Here is a 15,553-nt window from a genome sequence, read left to right on the forward strand (position 1 = left end):
CATCTGGGCCTAGAATTTCAAGTAAGTTTCTTATTTGAGAAGTCCGCCCGCCCAAGCGGGCGGTGTATTGGTTTTTGAGAAGTTACGTCAGGCGTTCGTAATGTCGCGAATTAAAAGTGTTTTCTGGTCGGGGCGAGTTGGATTTGAACCTGCGACCTCTTGGTCCCGAACCAAGCGCTCTACTAGGCTGAGCTACACCCCGAATAAAAAAGCAACTATTATGCAACAGTTGGCTGCTAGGTAACTCAGGTTAATAAGCACTATCAACGCAGTTCGACTTTTGACTTTAGCTACCATTGTTTTAATTGATACTTGACCATACAGGCAGACTGGTATGGTATGCATAATATGCACAACATCTAATCAATTAATCATTGCCAAAGTTTTTTAGGAGGCATTTGCCACGTTTTTAATAGCATCTACTTTAAGCATTGCGTTAGGCAGTAGCATTGCTTTTGCAAGCAAAGAGATTCTTTATCAAAGGCCGTGGTGGCGTTTGTCGGCTTTTTGGTCGCTTATCGCCTTGCAATTATTAGTTTTTTTGCCAGTAACGGCCTGGATTTTACATAACTTTGCCGATTGGAGTCTATTGTATTTATTTGATACTTCTATTTTTCCGCAACCAGCAATACTTAGTATTATGTTTTTAAGCCTAGCTATTGCCAGCTTTTTATTGGTTAGAAGTTTGCTGATAAAAAATAAAAAGTTGCCAGCGATAATAATTACCAGCGCGATAGTGCTTATCGGGGGACTCAGTTGTTGGTTTTTAAGAGAGCCTTTGTTGATAGTGGGCTCTTTTACGAATTACCAACACGCCACTAATATGCGTCCATTGCAAAATACTTCATTGTTTTACCTTATTCTTGGTGGTGCGTTTGTTATTTTATTTAGCTGGCTAGCAACATGTTGGCGTCTTATGGTTTTCAGTTTTGCGGCCAAAAAAACTGTGGGTAATAATATAAAAGTATTGCCAAATATTGCTTCGGCTAAAGCTCCTGAACGAGTTTCGGTGCGTTTTGAAGCAAAGGTGGCCAAAACTAAGCCTTTGGCACCAAAACGCAAATAGGGCCCCCAAAGTGCATAGTTGTTTTCAATTAAATACTTTTTTTAAAAGAATTTCTTGAACCACACACCATACGGGTGTTTCCTATATGTTGACCAGAAACGCTTTTGCCTGCTACCACCAAAAAGTATTGGTGAGTAATTATAGGCATTGGCTTGTACAAGCGAGGCATCATTGCATACGCACGTGTCATTAATTTGTTTATTAATCGGTGCAGGGTTTATAGGTGCTTGCGGTCCGGTAGTTAGCAGTGTGCACATTAGAGATGCGAGTAATGCATTAAATGCTGCAGAAAAAGCTGGTGCTAAAAAAGATGCCACTTACGAATATACAATGGCTTTGCAGTATCTCGAAAAAGCTCGCGAAGAAGCAGGCTATTCAGATTTTGTTAGTTCACGACAATTTGCTGATCAAGCATTAAAATTTGCGATTGATGCTAAGAAACAGGCGCAACAGGTATCTAATCAAGTAACTGTAGATACAAATAAAGTCACCACAGATACAACCGAATCAGCGACCTCACCTTCGAACGCCAGCAACACCAGCAACGCCAGCGACGCCAAACCAACGGGGCCTTGATCTCATGTCTAAGTTTACATGTTTTATCTTCAGCCTTAAGAGGTTAAGTTTGCGACCATGTAATTTTGGTGTTTTGTTGCTTTTATTTGGTTTTATTTTAACAGCATGTGTAGCTGCGAGTAAGTTACGTGAAAATAGTAAGGCTATCGCAACAAAGATCACCCAAGCTCGTGATAACGGTGCCATGTTTTGCGCACCTGCTGAGCTTGCAAAAGCTGAAGCAAATTATAACTTTATTGAACATGAGCTAGGTCAAGGCGATTTTCGTCGTGCCGAAACCCATTATCGCCTTGCTCTTGATAACATCGATAAAGCACTATCAAAAACCGATCCTGAAAAATGTGATAAACGCGATAAAGATAGCGATGGTGTTTTCGATCGTCTAGATAAATGTCCGAGTGATGCGGGCCCGGTTGAAAATCAAGGTTGCCCTGATGTTGATAGCGATCAAGATACCATTGTCGATCGTCTTGATAAATGCCCACAACAAGCTGGGCCTGTTGAGAACGAAGGTTGTCCTGATATCGATACCGACAAAGATAATATAGTTGATCGTCTAGATAAATGTCCGCAGCAACCAGGGCCACAAGTGACCCAAGGCTGCCCAGATCCCGACACTGATCTTGATGGTGTTGTTGATCGTCTAGATAAATGCCCGAATGAGCCTGGTGTGGCTAACAATAATGGTTGTCCCTCACTTGACCGTGACATTGATGGTATACCTGATGATGTTGATCAGTGCCCTGATGTCCCTGGTTTAGCTCCTACTGGCTGCCCCAAGCGCGTTTTAGTTGTTAAGACCGACAAGCAAATACAAATTAAGCAACAGATTAGGTTCAAAGGCGGTCGTTCACAGATCCGTGGCGCTATTTCATATGAAATACTTGATCAGATCGCAGCAGTATTAAGGTCTAATCCGATGCTTAAGATTGTTATTGAAGGTCATACTGACAGCGTTGGTTCAGAAAAGCGCAATCAAAGACTTTCGCAAAAACGTGCCGAAGCCGTACGCGAGGCATTGATCTCACGTAAAATTGATCCCAATCGTTTAGAAGCAATTGGTTATGGCGAAAGCAAACCATTAGAATCTAATAAAACCAGAAAAGGTCGTGCCGCTAATCGCAGAGTTGAATTTAATATTGTTGAAATTAAAGCAGAGGCAGCTCCAAATAATGCTTTGCCAGAAGGTGCAAAATTAGAGCCAACCCCATAAAAAATTAGGTTTTTAAGAATATTTTTCATTGCAACAGCGTTAATACCATAACGTTACGATATGTGAGTTTAATTCATTAGAAAGGGTGTTTTATGTCTGGCGAAGTTGTTCCAATAGTCGAAGTTCATGTCAATGGCATAGAAGCTCGAATGCTTGAGTTATTTTTATATATGGGCTCGCAATGGGTATTATATATTTTATTGTTTTTAAGTGTTATTGCCTTTGCTATTGCTTTTGAACGGTTGTTGCATTTTTTTCAAACTCGTGAAAATTTAGAGAATCTCTCAAAACAATTATCCAAATGTCTAAATACTGATGATCTTGCTGGTGCTCGCAAATTGCTTGAACAAAGCCGTTCTCATATGGCCAAAGTTGCACTGCGTGGTCTCGATGGTCTTAATTTAGGTTCTGGTGCGCTTGAAGAAGTGATAGCTGGCGCTACTCAAATTGAGCGCCTTAAGATGGAGAGAGGCCTCGCTTTTTTAGGCACCTTAGGCAACAATGCGCCATTTGTCGGTTTATTTGGTACGGTGCTTGGTATTATTAGGGCTTTTCGTGATTTGTCGATTAATACTATCGAAGGTTCAGCTGCAGTAATGGCTGGTATTGCCGAAGCACTAGTTGCTACTGCGGTTGGTCTATTGGTGGCGTTACCTGCTGTTGCTTTGTTTAATACTTTTCAAAGACATATTCGCACCAAGCTTGCAGGTACAGAAGCGCTTACTCGGGAATTATTAGCACATGCAAAGCGTAATATTTAGAATATTATTATTAATGAGTTGATATCTATCTAGACACAATTAAAAATAAACGTACAAGTTGTGAAAAGGTGAAATAATTAATCATGGCGGCAACACAAAACGACTCTGACGATATTATCACCGGCATTAATGTTACCCCGTTGGTTGATATTATTTTAGTTCTACTGATTATATTCATGTTAACTGCTAATATTATTGCCAAGCCCTCGATTCATGTTCAATTGCCCAAAGCCTCAACTGGCGAAGCAACCGAGCCAACAACTATAGCGCTAACCTTAAATAAAGAAGGTGATATTTTTCTTAATGGTGCCGTAACTGATGAAGCAGCACTGCGTAAATATTTGCAAGAACTCGGTGAATCTGATCCTAAAACTCAGGCAATAATCGCTGCCGATAAAGAAGTTTTGCATGGGCGAGTTATTTGGTTGATTGATATGGTGCGCACCGCAAAAATTTATAATTTTGCAATTAACATCGACCCAAGTGTTAATGCACCGGTAAAGTGAATGCGACGCGATGTATTAATATATGCAGCAGCAATATTATGGTCCTTAATCGGTCATGTTGTTGTAGTTGAAGGTTTAGGGCGTGCGGCGCGCAATGCTCCACCAGCCAAACAGCATATTTTAACCTTTAAAGTTGTTACACCACCACCTAAGGTCGAAGTCGAGCCAGCTAAGCCATTAGAAAAAAAAGAAAAACCGAAACCACCGCCGCCAAAACCAGTTGATCTTACCGATGTACAATTACCGCCTGAGGTAGAAACTCCACCACCGCCTAATACAAATGAAGTCGAGCCACCGCCTATTAAAGAACCTGTTCGCCCAGTTTTTGGTATTAGTATGAGTTCAGTCGTTGGAGAAGGTGCTGGCTCTGGTTTTAGCGTACGCGTTGGCAATACTTTAATGAAAGAGCCAGAAAAAGAATTTACCAAACCAGCCGAGGTTAAACCTTATGCGCCGACTCCACTGCACAAATTAACTAAGATTCCACGTAAGCTTATGGAATGTGAAGCTCCTCCTGAAACTAAACGACGCGGTATTGAAGGCAAGGTTAAACTTAATGTTGAAGTTTTAGCTGATGGTTCGGTTGGTGAAGTAAAAGTGGTACAAGGATTAAACCCAGAGATAGACGCTCTTGTTGTTGCAGCACTTAAACGTTGTCGATTTTCACCAGCGGAAATCGCAGGCAAACCAGTTGTTACCCGTATTCCTTATACATATAGCTTCTACGCTGAAGACTAGGGCCTGTCTCTAAGGGGCAGACCCTGATATTACTTATCTTTTTAAACGTTGTTTACGAAAACGTAATAGGCGAAATAGGTTTTGTTTTTCCCATTGTTTGCATAATGCATAGTGCGGAAAAGTTTGTTCAACAACTTTAAGTTCCGGCGGGTGCACTGCTTGTTTACGATTTTGATCAATACCAAAAACATCATGTAACATTTCGTGAAATACAATCCACGTGACATAGTAATGAGGCACAAAGGCTTGATCTAAAGCTGGATGAATACGAATAAGCCTATCGTTTGGCAGATATAGGCCTAATTGAATAGAACGTCGATAACGTCTTGGGCTTGCAAAACCCCAAGTGATGTTAACTTGAACTTGATTGTGAAAGAAAGTTTGGTTGAGTTCATTGAATATGGTGCGCAAATCGTGAAAACGCCCCTGCGTAGATATATTGGTATTGGTTTGAGCTGCTGGCGTACGAGGGCAGGCACTAATAAATTTATCGATTATTTGGGCAGCATTACGACTTTGATATTCTATATAGTCAGCCAGAGCCTCCCATACTGTGGTTTCAGCTTTAGTAAAAATTTCATGTAAACGCACAACTAAAACACCACGTTTTTCGCAAAATGATAACATTGTCGTGCGGTTACAAGTGAAAGTAATACGTACGCTGCGATCTAAACGATTACATAACCAGTCAGACAAGGCAGTATTGCAAAAATAATTTTGAAATTGTCTTGTTTTTATTAGTGAATCAGCGTCAGAAATATTGACAGTTGGCTCAATGTCTTGATCAAAATGTTGTAGTGCTAATTCTAATTGCTGCATGCATTTCTTACTTGCATTGCTATTGTATCGCTGACAAGTGCAATATGTCATCTTTATTAAATCATAACTTGCAGACACCTCCCACAGCAGACTACCATTAAGAGCGCACGGCAAGAAGGCTAGCATTTTTGGTACGGTTATTATTACTGGCAGTGGAGGTAATCGCGATGCAACGCGCTATTATGAAGGCTGCAACAAAGCGACAACCTTGTTCTTTTCTCTGCAAAAAGTGCGTAGTGGCCATTAGCGTTTTAATAATGGTTACTGCAAGTTGCAGTAAAAATACAGCCAAAGATACTAGTAATGATACCGGGGTTGAGGATCTGACCATTGTTGTAGAAGCAGATAGAACTCGTATTTTACAAGAAGAGCAAAGTTTGCAGCAAAAGCGAGAGACATTTGCTAGTGAGCGAGAGCATTTGCAACAACAAAAAGAAGAAATTGAACAAAAATTAAACACGCTATCTAAAAAAGATAAACGTCAAAAAGCAGAACTTGAGGCACAGCAAAAACGTCTAGAATTAGAAGAAAAACAAGCGCGTGAACGCGCGAGTGAATTTGAAGCTGAGCGACGTAAATTAGATACTGAAAAAAACAGATTGCTTGAACGTATTGCTAAAATGACAGCAACTAAGGGAGGACTAACTATAGAGCAACGTGAGCAGTTAATTGCTCAGCGTGAAAAGAATGTCGCCGAACGCGAGCAAGCGGTGGCTAAACGTGAAGCAAGAGTTGCTGCTCGAGAGAATGCGGCAGCGCAGCGTCTTGATGAGATAAATAACACTATATCGCAACTGCATGAAATTGGCAGCACGGTAAAAAACGTCATGACCGAGGCGACAAATAGCAAAATAACGCGCGCAACAGCGGATAAAGCAAAAAGGCAATGCCGTATACGGATGTCTAAAAAAGGAATTCTGCTTGATGATTTGCCGCCAGCGATTAAGCAGCAATGGCAACAAGCAAATTTAGCCTTTGATGAAAAAGATTACAACTCTGCATATGATGCATTTAACAAAATCGATCATGTAGTTAGCAGTATTAGAATAAATAGTGATTTTGTAAAAGCCAAAATGAGCCGAATTAATCGCGATGACACAAAAATTAGTGAAGCAAAACAAAAGCAAATAAATTCATTGCTAGCTTCTGTTAGTGAGGCGATGACTGATGGTCGTTATGATCGTGCTAATCGTAAAATAAACCAGATTGTAGCCTTGCTTGAAACCCCATGAGTCTACTAAGCAGTCAATAACAAAAATCAAGTAAGAGGCTTAAGGTAACATGGCAGGTAACATGGCCAAAGATAGTGAAACAACGCGTCGTTGGGTTATCCGTATCATTGTTTATTTAATGCTGTTTGCTAGTGCCGGTGCAGTTTTTTTGCTCGACAATTGGATGTGGCAATCTGTACATGCGGGATTATGGCCGGTCTGGGTGCCATTAATACCTATGATTATGTTTACAATTTTTGTTGTGGTATATGTGATCGACCGCTGGTTACTAGTTACACGTCGTCGTTATCCTCAATTACGTGCGTTTTTTCAAGTTGGCATTGCAGTTTCATTTTTAGCATTTTTATGGCAACAACAAGCCAAAGAGTTGCGTAATGATCCAATGCAAGTAAACCAAGTAAATACAATTATGCAAATGATGTTAAACTACACTGATCCAAATATTCGTTCTGCGGCTTGTCATCTTGTTGGATATTTAGGTTTAAAGGAGTTGCGCGGTTTAGTTGAAAGATTAGCAGATGAAGATGTTGAGCCGGGTGTACGCAAGGTTTGTCAACAAACTGTAGTTAAACTGCACTAGTACAATGGCTTGGTTACCTAAGAAATTCTCTTTATTATATAAATATATCGGAATATTTTTATTGATTACAGTCATTATAGTGATCAGTTTTAAGTTTTTATCTATCCCACGTGAAAATCAATTACAAACCAACCTGCCGCTTTCGAGCATTGGTGCAGAATTGCTGCTGCTTGATGGTAGCAAAATTGTTCGTCGCGGACCGACAAAAATTGTGGTGCTACGTTTTTTACAACCCGTAGAATTGCGGCCGTTTCATTTTCGTCATGATGGTATTGATACAACACTCAATATTGAAGCCTGGGCAGAAAAACTTAATGCTCCGGTAGTATTTAATGCTGGCCAGTTTGATGAAAGTCTTGAATATATCGGTTGGCTTAAACGTGATGGCCGATATCTTTCAAATCGACGTAAAAGTACATGGAAAGGTTTGTTGGTTAGTGGTCCAATTGGTGATTTTTTCTGGGGACGCATTGTTGATCTGCATGTTGTTGATGGCAAAATTATTGATCACTATAAACATGCTATTCAATCAATGATGTTAATTGATGCCAAAAGTAAATTGCGTGTTCGTGATACTGATTTAAGTGCATGTCGGACGGTTATTATAGAAGATAAACAGGGAAGAATTTCAATCGTCATAACCGAAGGAGCCGTGACGCTTGGTGATCTGGCGCGTTGGTTGATAGCTTCGCCATTGGGGGTAGTACGGGCAATGAATTTTGACGGGGGTATTGAATCACAAATGGTGATTGATACTCCTGAACTTAAACTTGCGATATATGGGCAATACGGAACTGGTGCTACAGTTTGGAATCCTGGAAGTGGACGTATTCGTTATCCTATCCCAGCGGTAGTGGCTGTCCACCCAGTTGTTACGATGCAAAAAGAAGTCTGTGAATAAATAGAAAATCTTTGCACTAAACGGCTGCTGGCTGCAAATGTTTACGCAGAGCATGCATTGCTTGTGCATGTAATTGACAAACACGTGAGCGTGAGATGCCTAAAGTAATGCTGACGTCCCGATAACTTAATTCTTCAAAGTAACATAAGGATATAAGTTTTTTAAGACGTCGAGGCAACGCTGATACAGCAGAGGCGAGAATGTTATAGTCTTCACGCTCGATGAGATCGTTAATTGGGTCACTGTTTAATGCTACTGTTGTCTCAGTTACTTCAAGACTACTGAACTGTACGGACATTAGACGATCGTGAATTTGTGTTGCTCGCCGGGTAGATAAACCTAGACGTTTTGCTACAGCTGCAATATCACTCTCTTGACCTTCTCGTTCTAAACAATCACGAGTTTTTTGTATGGCAATAACCGCGGCACGTTGTCTGCGGGTTAAATAATCAGCAGCACGCAGATGATCCATAATGGCACCACGAATACGACGAGCTACTAAACGCTCTAATTCAATTGCAGGTTTATCGATATGTTGTCGCACTGCGGTCACTAAGCCAACTGAGCCAGCGGATATTAATTCATCAACTTCAATATGTGTTGGTAGCCGTCGTGCTATACGATAAGCTATATTATGTAGTAGCTGCGACATACGTTTGCATGCAGCAGTAATTCGTTCTTCACGACTACGAATACGTGCTACGCCTGGGTCGTGACCACCCGGGGTCGGCGCAACTACTTTGCTACTTGGGCGTAGTTCGCGATTTAATAGCTGTTCACGACGTGATAATTGACTAACTTTACCTGCTGATGCGTTGTTTAACATAATCGCACCCTCCACAAGTAAAGTATTCAGCAAATTTAGTGCCAAAATTATTTTGATTTTATTTATTATTGAATACCTATGAATGTTTATGAATGCTGTGGTAGTGCGGATGTATACATACCAAATATATTATAGTAATAATAATACAAAGGAAGGCGGCTATTTGCTCTAAGTTTGCCTAAGGGTCGTCCGCTTTTTTTAAATTATCAGAATTGCGCGAAAGCAGCTAAACCAACCCCATCGGTAGTAATTATAGGAGTGATCGCCGCTGTAGAAGTTGAATCATTGTTACGCGACAATATTGCCCATGCAACACCACCACCAATTAAAAGAGCCCCGGCGCCAATTAAGATATTAGCTCGAGTTGCATATTTTGGAGCATTTTCAGCGGCAACCTGACTACCAGGTTCATTCACATTATTGGCTACATCTGCTTCAGATTTTGCTTTAAGACCATAAAGAACACCTGTCACTGTGGCTACGGATCCAGCACCCCAGAAAATCCAAGGCGCCACTCCGATACCTTTTGATGATTTTGGTTGTTGGGTTACGGTTTGCACTGGCATAGGTTTTTTGGTGGTGTCAGCAGCTTTTGTTTTTCTTGATCTTTTTGCAGCAACTGCTGCAGGTTCGGCTTCTTCTATATCATTTACTTTAAGATTGTCGGTGGATGTAGTTTTTTCGTTCTCATCGGCAGTAGATTTTATAACAACCGCTTCACCTTCTTTTCCGGTGATTGCTATTGCTGCCTTTGATCCACGACCTAAAAGTTTTCGTGCCGATTTTTTAACGGTATTAATCAAAGCATCTACTTCACCCTTGACAGTTTCGTAGGCGCGGCCTTCGGTATTTGCTGAGCGAATATTAATTAGCTTTATATTTACGACATAGGTACTGCCAATCATGCCGATATGTGAGGCAATAATACGATCAACACCTAAAGCGCCGCCAATCTCAGCCAAACAAGCAGCTTCAGTGCAACCGAGCATATCTTTCTGACGTTCAAAACCAATCATTGATTGAATGTCACGACCGGCAATGACTTTATAAAGGCCAATGTCAGCAATTTCGACAGTCAGAACATCGGTTAAAGTTGGTAGCAATTCTGGTGGGACACCGGTACCTTGAATATCGAGAACAGCAATGGCACGGTTATCTAAAGCTACCGCAGTTGAGGAAATCGTCATTAGAAGCGAAATTAAAATCAACAATCGTGACATGTTGTTCTCCCATGGACAAGATACAAACAAGTACCGCCCATACCAGTGAACATGTTAATACTGTCTTAAGAACGCCACAAATGATTTTGGCGTTTAATTACATTAGATGGTATTGCTATCAAGTGCTACCTTTTCATACCCGTATAGGCGATTTTTTTGAGGCAGTCTTACGCGTACGCCCCGTTGAACTGCGCCGTACTGCTATTGCTTTTGTATATTTATTTACAGCAGTAGGTGCGTTTATAGTAGGAAGGATAACGCGCTCGGTGTTATTTCTTGAAATACCCGACTATCGCAACCAATTACCGTTAATTTACATACTTATTGCCGTTTCTGTAACAGTTATTATGTCAGTATATGCTCGAATAGAACGTAAACTTAAACGTGATCGTATCAATGCCCTAACTTTGGGCATTATGATCGTTATTACTTTAGTATTTCATTGCCTGCTTACGGTGCGTAATCATTTAACCTATTGGTTTTTTTATTTATGGGCTGAAATTTATGGTGCCTTTTTAATTGTGCAATTTTGGTCGTTGGCTAATGAGATATTTAATGCGCGACAAGCTAAGCGCTTATTTGCAATTATTGGGGGTGGCGGCGTTTTAGCTAATGTAGTTGTGGGGTTTGCTATATCAGGTAGCGTAAAACAAATTGGTACTGAAAACCTTACCTTAGTTATTATAGGGCTACTATTAATAAGTTTGGCAGCAGTTATTTTGCTAGGCCGTTCTGCAAAAAATGAATTGACTTTAGCGCATGGTAAACACTCAGAACATGCTATCTCGCAAGACGGTGCTATTAGAATTTGGCATAATCGACATGTGCGTTTAATCGCGATTGTGGTCGTTTTAACTTATGTAGTCTCAACATTTGTCGATTATCAATATCAGGTAATTATCGGTGATTATATTCCGCTTAAAGATGAACGTAGTGCATTTTTTGGGGCGTTTTTCGGAATAACCGGTATTGCTGCAGCAATAATTCAATTTACTTTAACTGCACATATTCTTGAGCGATTTGGCATTTTGTTTGCATTAGCGATGCTGCCAATTACGATGCTGACCGGTTCGGTTTCAATGCTATTTATATCATTGATCCCAGCCTTATGGTCGGTCTCTGCGGTTAAGGGTGGGGAAAATATTTTTCGCTATACGGTCAATGATTCGACAATGCAGTTATTATATCTACCATTACCTGTACAATTGCGTAGTCGAGCTAAAACATTAATTGATGGCATGCTCAGACCAATAGCAATAGGCAGTACCGGCATTATAATGGCAATATTGGTAGGGCAGTTTGAAAATCTTACTGGATTACAATTAGGCTTGGCGTTAACTCCGCGAGAATTAGGTTGGGTTGTATTATTAGGTTTAGGATTATGGCTGTTGTTCTTATTCCCATTACACCGCGAGTATCTATCTAGTTTATTGCATACTTTAAAACATCGTCGTCTTAATTTTAACGAAGCTCGTTTTACTGTTAATGATGATGCTACGATAAAAACATTATTGATCGCAATAAACGCCAACGATGATGAGCAAGTTATTCATGCTCTTGAACTTATTCGCTCATTATCACCACGAGTGCAGGCAAGTATACAAAAAGATCTATTAAAACTATTGCACCATAAAAATGATGCAGTTCGGGTAGCCACTCTTGAATTATTAGCAGAAACAGCAAATCATATTTATGAAATAAACTCATTACTACAAGATAAAAAGCCAGAAGTACGATGCGCCGCAATCAAAGCAACATGTGCCATTTTGCAGCAACAATCTTTAGATTTAGTCGAACCAATGCTTAACGATAGCGCTCTTAAAGTACGCGCTGCGGCGGTAGCAGGTCTGATTCGTTTTGGCGGACTTGATGGTGTGCTAGCTTGCGCGACGCATCTTAAAAGCATGTTTTCATCAACAATTGCCGGTGAGCGACAATATGCTGCATGGGTATTGGGTGAAGTTGGGGTGCAGAGTTTTTATCAACCACTGTTACCATTATTTGTTGATGATGACGAACAAGTGCGACGTGCGGCGATAATTGCTGCGGGTGTGTTACAGGCACCTAGATTAATAGCACCTTTAATTGCCCAATTGGCGAATCAACGACTTGCTAAAGCCGCTGCAACATCCTTGTATACTTATGGTGCCACGATAAGTGATGATTTAGCAAAGGTTATAAATGACGATGCTGCTGATATAGATATGCGGGTAAATGCTTGTCGGGTACTAGCTCGTAGCGGTGATAAGCGAGGTGTTGAGTTATTGATCCAACATTTAACTGATAAAGATGTTGCAATGCGCAGTGCTGCCATTGCTTCTTTGCGCTTGCTAAGAAATAATGATGCATCGTTAATTATCAAATCTACGAGTGTAAACAACGCTATTAGGTTTGAAGTGAAATATGCTTATACCCTTTTGGCAATCGTAGAAGATCTAGCTCTTGATGAGTCATCAATATTGCTACGCGATACTTTTGCTCATCGCATACGCACATCAAATACTCGATTATTTGGCTTATTATCACTAAAATATCGTGTAGATACCATAGATTTAGTAAGTCGAAACTATTTCAGTATGCAAGCAGCGACTCGTGCAAACGCTGTTGAAGTTCTCGATAATCTTTTATCTACTGAAGATAAATCATTAGCTATACCTTTGCTAGACGATGATGCTCCGCTAAAAAAACTAGCATATGCCGAAAACCTTTTTGCTATTGAACGCTGCGATCGTCATCAAAGATTATTGCAATTACTAAATAGCAATGACCAGTGGTTATGCATATGTGCGATGCATGCGATTTATGCTTGGAATATGCAACAGCAACAAGAGAAAGAAATGTTAGTAAAATTACTAAATAGCAGCTACGAGTTATGTCGTGAAACAGCTTTGGTTGCTCTTTTTAATATAGGAGCAGTAAAAGAACTTAAACAACATCTAGCTTTTATGTTGCAAGATACATCAATGATAGTTCAACGCTACGCCAACTATCTGCAACAGCAACTACAAGCTTAGCTATACCGCATAGCATCTACTGGGTGTTGTCGTGCGGCCTTTAACGCGGGATAAATGCTAGCTAAGTGAGCGATAACTAAAGTCGCAATTACTACTAGCATAATTTCAAGCGGCCAAACTCGCACTCGTAATGAGTCCACCATATAAACATCAGCAGCGATACCAATATCAATTTCGGCTAAAAGCGCACAAACTAATAAACCCAATACAACACCTAATATAGTTCCTAAGCCTCCAACTACCCAACCTTGAATAACGAAAATTTTTATAATGCTGGCATCACGTGCTCCCATAGATTTTAGCACCGCAATTTCATGAGCACGTTCAACAACTGCCATAAATAAAGTTGAAGCAATATTAAAAGCAGCAACAATAACAATAAAAGTTAAAACAAGAAACATAACTATTTTTTGTAAATTAAGCGCAGTAAAAATTCCGGCGTTAAGTTGACGCCAGTCTAATGTGCGGTAAGGGTAACGACCAACTGTATTTAAAGCGGTTTTAGCGTAGATATCGACACGCTCAGGGTCGGCTATTTTAAATTCAACGCCACTTACAGTACGTCCCATACCTAATAAATGTTGTCCGGCGTTTAATTCAACATAAGCTAGGCGACTATCGAATTCATGCATACCTGAACGAAAAATGCCAGCGATACGAAATTGCATACGTCTTGGAGCGCTTCTTTTTGAGGTAGCGATGCTAACTGGAGTGGTTAGCAATAAAGAAGCGCCAATGGGTTTGCCAATTTTATGGTACAGTGCGGCACCAAGAATAATTGCAGGAACTCCATTTTTTGGGGTTAATAAAGTAGCTAGTTGTCCGCTTCGTTCATTTTTAGGAAAGTAAGAGCACTTTTTTGAATCTAGAGGACGGCATAGATTTTGTTCAATGCCGGTTACATTACCAGCTGTTTGTGGATTTACACCTTTAATTAATACTCCCAAACCCCGATTACCATCTCCAAGCAAAGCTTCATTAAATACAAAAGGTGAAGCTGCAATTACTCCATCAATTTTATTTATTTGTTGGGTAAGGCGTTCATACTCAGTGAAATCAAGACCATATTTTTGCAAAACAAAGTGCGCGTTAGTTGATAATATTTTTTCGCGAATATCTTCTTGATAGCCACTCATTACCGCAGTAACTGTGACTAAAGCGCCAACACCTAAAGCAATACCAATAAGGGCGACAAGTGCGGTTAGTGAAATTGTCCCGCGGCCTGTTTTTGTTAAGTGGCGGCGAGAGATAAACCATTCAATGGTGAAACGGGGGTCAATATGATTATCTTCGCCAAAAAATAAAAATGCTAATGAGCCACCAAATACCGCTAGGATAAGCCCAGCAGTTGCTATGAGAATTAAGATGCGAGTCCACATAGGGCCAAAATATTTTTCCCCAAGGGGAGGTTGCGAGGCAAGATCCCACATTGAGTTAAGATCACTACCACCAAACCCCAAAATGATGTGCCAACCTTTAGTAAGATGAATATAAAAAAAAGCGAAGGTTAACAGTAAGGCGATATAACTTTCGAAACCACCGACTCGTTTACCGACACGGCCAGCGATAAAACCTGCGACGGTAATTACAATTAACACCAATGGCCATAATACTTGCGTACGCCTTTCACCGAAGGCAAGCGGATCAGCATATAAGAAAGCGGCGACTGTGGCAATGCCGACCATCATAGTTACTATCGACGCTAAACATGCGCGCCAGTGAAATTGTTTTTTTACTATAGCTAAAACTGGCCCAAGTATTGGCTGCAAAATGATCCAAGTAAAAGCTTTAAGTTGCTGAAAAAGCCAGCGCATCAATGAAAGACGTTGCGGTCGTGCGGCATTAAATTCTTGATGATTTTGGATCATGTTGTTCATATGCTGCTTCTATGCGCAATACGTCATTAACAAGTCAACTATATTATTGTTATTTAAGGGGTGCCCCTAACGAGATAGAAATTTATTAAGACAAAAAGTAGACTTAAATGAAATACTAACAATAAGACGATTTAAAACTCATTGTTCAGGTATGCTAAGGTAGTACTGCATTTTTTAAAAAAGAGTGTTGCTACTTTACAGACATTTTTTAAAAGAAGCGCTAC

General features: G+C 40.3%; 14 protein-coding genes and 1 tRNA gene. 10 read left to right on the forward strand and 5 right to left on the reverse strand.

Annotated elements, in window-relative coordinates; translation table 11 throughout:
- Positions 1–124 precede the first annotated feature (124 nt).
- Positions 125–202: transfer RNA gene (locus JW841_17505), tRNA-Pro, on the reverse strand.
- 294 nt (positions 203–496) lie between these two features.
- Between JW841_17505 and JW841_17510 the strand changes: the two genes are divergently transcribed.
- The 6 genes from JW841_17510 to JW841_17535 all read left to right on the forward strand — a co-directional run bounded on the left by JW841_17510 (position 497) and on the right by JW841_17535 (position 4,860).
- Positions 497–1,066, forward strand: a complete 570-nt coding sequence (locus JW841_17510; GenBank protein MBN1962731.1) for a hypothetical protein — start codon at positions 497–499, stop codon at positions 1,064–1,066.
- A gap of 183 nt (positions 1,067–1,249) precedes the next feature.
- On the forward strand, positions 1,250–1,642 hold the full coding sequence (locus JW841_17515) for a DUF4398 domain-containing protein (protein MBN1962732.1): 393 nt from the start codon (positions 1,250–1,252) through the stop codon (positions 1,640–1,642).
- 4 nt (positions 1,643–1,646) lie between these two features.
- On the forward strand, positions 1,647–2,855 hold the full coding sequence (locus JW841_17520; protein ID MBN1962733.1) for an OmpA family protein: 1,209 nt from the start codon (positions 1,647–1,649) through the stop codon (positions 2,853–2,855).
- A gap of 92 nt (positions 2,856–2,947) precedes the next feature.
- Complete coding sequence (locus JW841_17525; GenBank protein MBN1962734.1) at positions 2,948–3,616, forward strand: MotA/TolQ/ExbB proton channel family protein; 669 nt, start codon at positions 2,948–2,950, stop codon at positions 3,614–3,616.
- A gap of 83 nt (positions 3,617–3,699) precedes the next feature.
- On the forward strand, positions 3,700–4,122 hold the full coding sequence (locus JW841_17530; protein ID MBN1962735.1) for a biopolymer transporter ExbD: 423 nt from the start codon (positions 3,700–3,702) through the stop codon (positions 4,120–4,122).
- The gene (locus JW841_17535) at positions 4,123–4,860 is read left to right on the forward strand and encodes a TonB family protein (GenBank protein MBN1962736.1); all 738 of its coding nucleotides are present in this window, start codon (positions 4,123–4,125) and stop codon (positions 4,858–4,860) included.
- Positions 4,861–4,893: 33 nt separating this feature from the next.
- Here the strand turns inward: JW841_17535 and JW841_17540 are convergent, their stop codons facing one another.
- Entirely contained in the window at positions 4,894–5,757 is an 864-nt protein-coding gene (locus JW841_17540) for a hypothetical protein (protein ID MBN1962737.1), read from the reverse strand.
- An 89-nt stretch (positions 5,758–5,846) separates the two neighbouring features.
- Between JW841_17540 and JW841_17545 the strand changes: the two genes are divergently transcribed.
- From JW841_17545 to JW841_17555, 3 genes are read left to right on the forward strand one after another with little or no spacing between them, the layout of a single operon-like run.
- Positions 5,847–6,911, forward strand: a complete 1,065-nt coding sequence (locus JW841_17545) for a hypothetical protein (protein ID MBN1962738.1) — start codon at positions 5,847–5,849, stop codon at positions 6,909–6,911.
- 49 nt (positions 6,912–6,960) lie between these two features.
- Positions 6,961–7,491 carry a hypothetical protein gene (locus tag JW841_17550; protein ID MBN1962739.1) on the forward strand — a complete coding sequence of 177 codons (531 nt, stop codon included), beginning with the start codon at positions 6,961–6,963 and terminating at the stop codon, positions 7,489–7,491.
- Positions 7,492–7,495: 4 nt separating this feature from the next.
- The gene (locus tag JW841_17555; protein ID MBN1962740.1) at positions 7,496–8,392 is read left to right on the forward strand and encodes a phosphodiester glycosidase family protein; all 897 of its coding nucleotides are present in this window, start codon (positions 7,496–7,498) and stop codon (positions 8,390–8,392) included.
- Between the two features lie 16 nt (positions 8,393–8,408).
- Here JW841_17555 and JW841_17560 read toward each other — a convergent pair whose 3' ends face one another.
- Both JW841_17560 and JW841_17565 read right to left on the reverse strand, forming a co-directional pair.
- Positions 8,409–9,218 (reverse strand): sigma-70 family RNA polymerase sigma factor, encoded by an 810-nt coding sequence (locus JW841_17560; GenBank protein MBN1962741.1) that lies wholly within the window; start codon positions 9,216–9,218, stop codon positions 8,409–8,411.
- 206 nt (positions 9,219–9,424) lie between these two features.
- The gene (locus tag JW841_17565) at positions 9,425–10,438 is read right to left on the reverse strand and encodes a hypothetical protein (GenBank protein ID MBN1962742.1); all 1,014 of its coding nucleotides are present in this window, start codon (positions 10,436–10,438) and stop codon (positions 9,425–9,427) included.
- A gap of 122 nt (positions 10,439–10,560) precedes the next feature.
- Between JW841_17565 and JW841_17570 the strand changes: the two genes are divergently transcribed.
- Positions 10,561–13,452, forward strand: coding sequence for a HEAT repeat domain-containing protein (locus tag JW841_17570; protein ID MBN1962743.1), 2,892 nt, complete (start codon positions 10,561–10,563; stop codon positions 13,450–13,452).
- Here the strand turns inward: JW841_17570 and JW841_17575 are convergent.
- Positions 13,449–15,329: an ABC transporter permease gene (locus JW841_17575; protein MBN1962744.1), complete on the reverse strand. Its 1,881-nt coding sequence runs from the start codon at positions 15,327–15,329 to the stop codon at positions 13,449–13,451. The two genes, JW841_17570 and JW841_17575, sit on opposite strands and share 4 nt — an antisense overlap.
- Positions 15,330–15,553: the final 224 nt, after the last annotated feature.

The organism is Deltaproteobacteria bacterium (genome assembly GCA_016931625.1).
Classification (GTDB): domain Bacteria; phylum Myxococcota; class XYA12-FULL-58-9; order XYA12-FULL-58-9; family JAFGEK01; genus JAFGEK01.

What these genes read in the sequence shown, in the direction of transcription:
- JW841_17520 (MBN1962733.1), top strand. Translation starts at nt 1,647, where the DNA reads ATGTCTAAGTTTACATGTTTTATCTTCAGCCTTAAGAGGTTAAGTTTG.
- JW841_17525 (MBN1962734.1), top strand. Translation starts at nt 2,948, where the DNA reads ATGTCTGGCGAAGTTGTTCCAATAGTCGAAGTTCATGTCAATGGCATA.
- JW841_17530 (MBN1962735.1), top strand. Translation starts at nt 3,700, where the DNA reads ATGGCGGCAACACAAAACGACTCTGACGATATTATCACCGGCATTAAT.
- JW841_17535 (MBN1962736.1), top strand. Translation starts at nt 4,123, where the DNA reads ATGCGACGCGATGTATTAATATATGCAGCAGCAATATTATGGTCCTTA.
- JW841_17545 (MBN1962738.1), top strand. Translation starts at nt 5,847, where the DNA reads ATGCAACGCGCTATTATGAAGGCTGCAACAAAGCGACAACCTTGTTCT.
- JW841_17550 (MBN1962739.1), top strand. Translation starts at nt 6,961, where the DNA reads ATGGCAGGTAACATGGCCAAAGATAGTGAAACAACGCGTCGTTGGGTT.
- JW841_17555 (MBN1962740.1), top strand. Translation starts at nt 7,496, where the DNA reads ATGGCTTGGTTACCTAAGAAATTCTCTTTATTATATAAATATATCGGA.
- JW841_17560 (MBN1962741.1), bottom strand. Translation starts at nt 9,218, where the DNA reads ATGTTAAACAACGCATCAGCAGGTAAAGTTAGTCAATTATCACGTCGT.
- JW841_17565 (MBN1962742.1), bottom strand. Translation starts at nt 10,438, where the DNA reads ATGTCACGATTGTTGATTTTAATTTCGCTTCTAATGACGATTTCCTCA.
- JW841_17575 (MBN1962744.1), bottom strand. Translation starts at nt 15,329, where the DNA reads ATGAACAACATGATCCAAAATCATCAAGAATTTAATGCCGCACGACCG.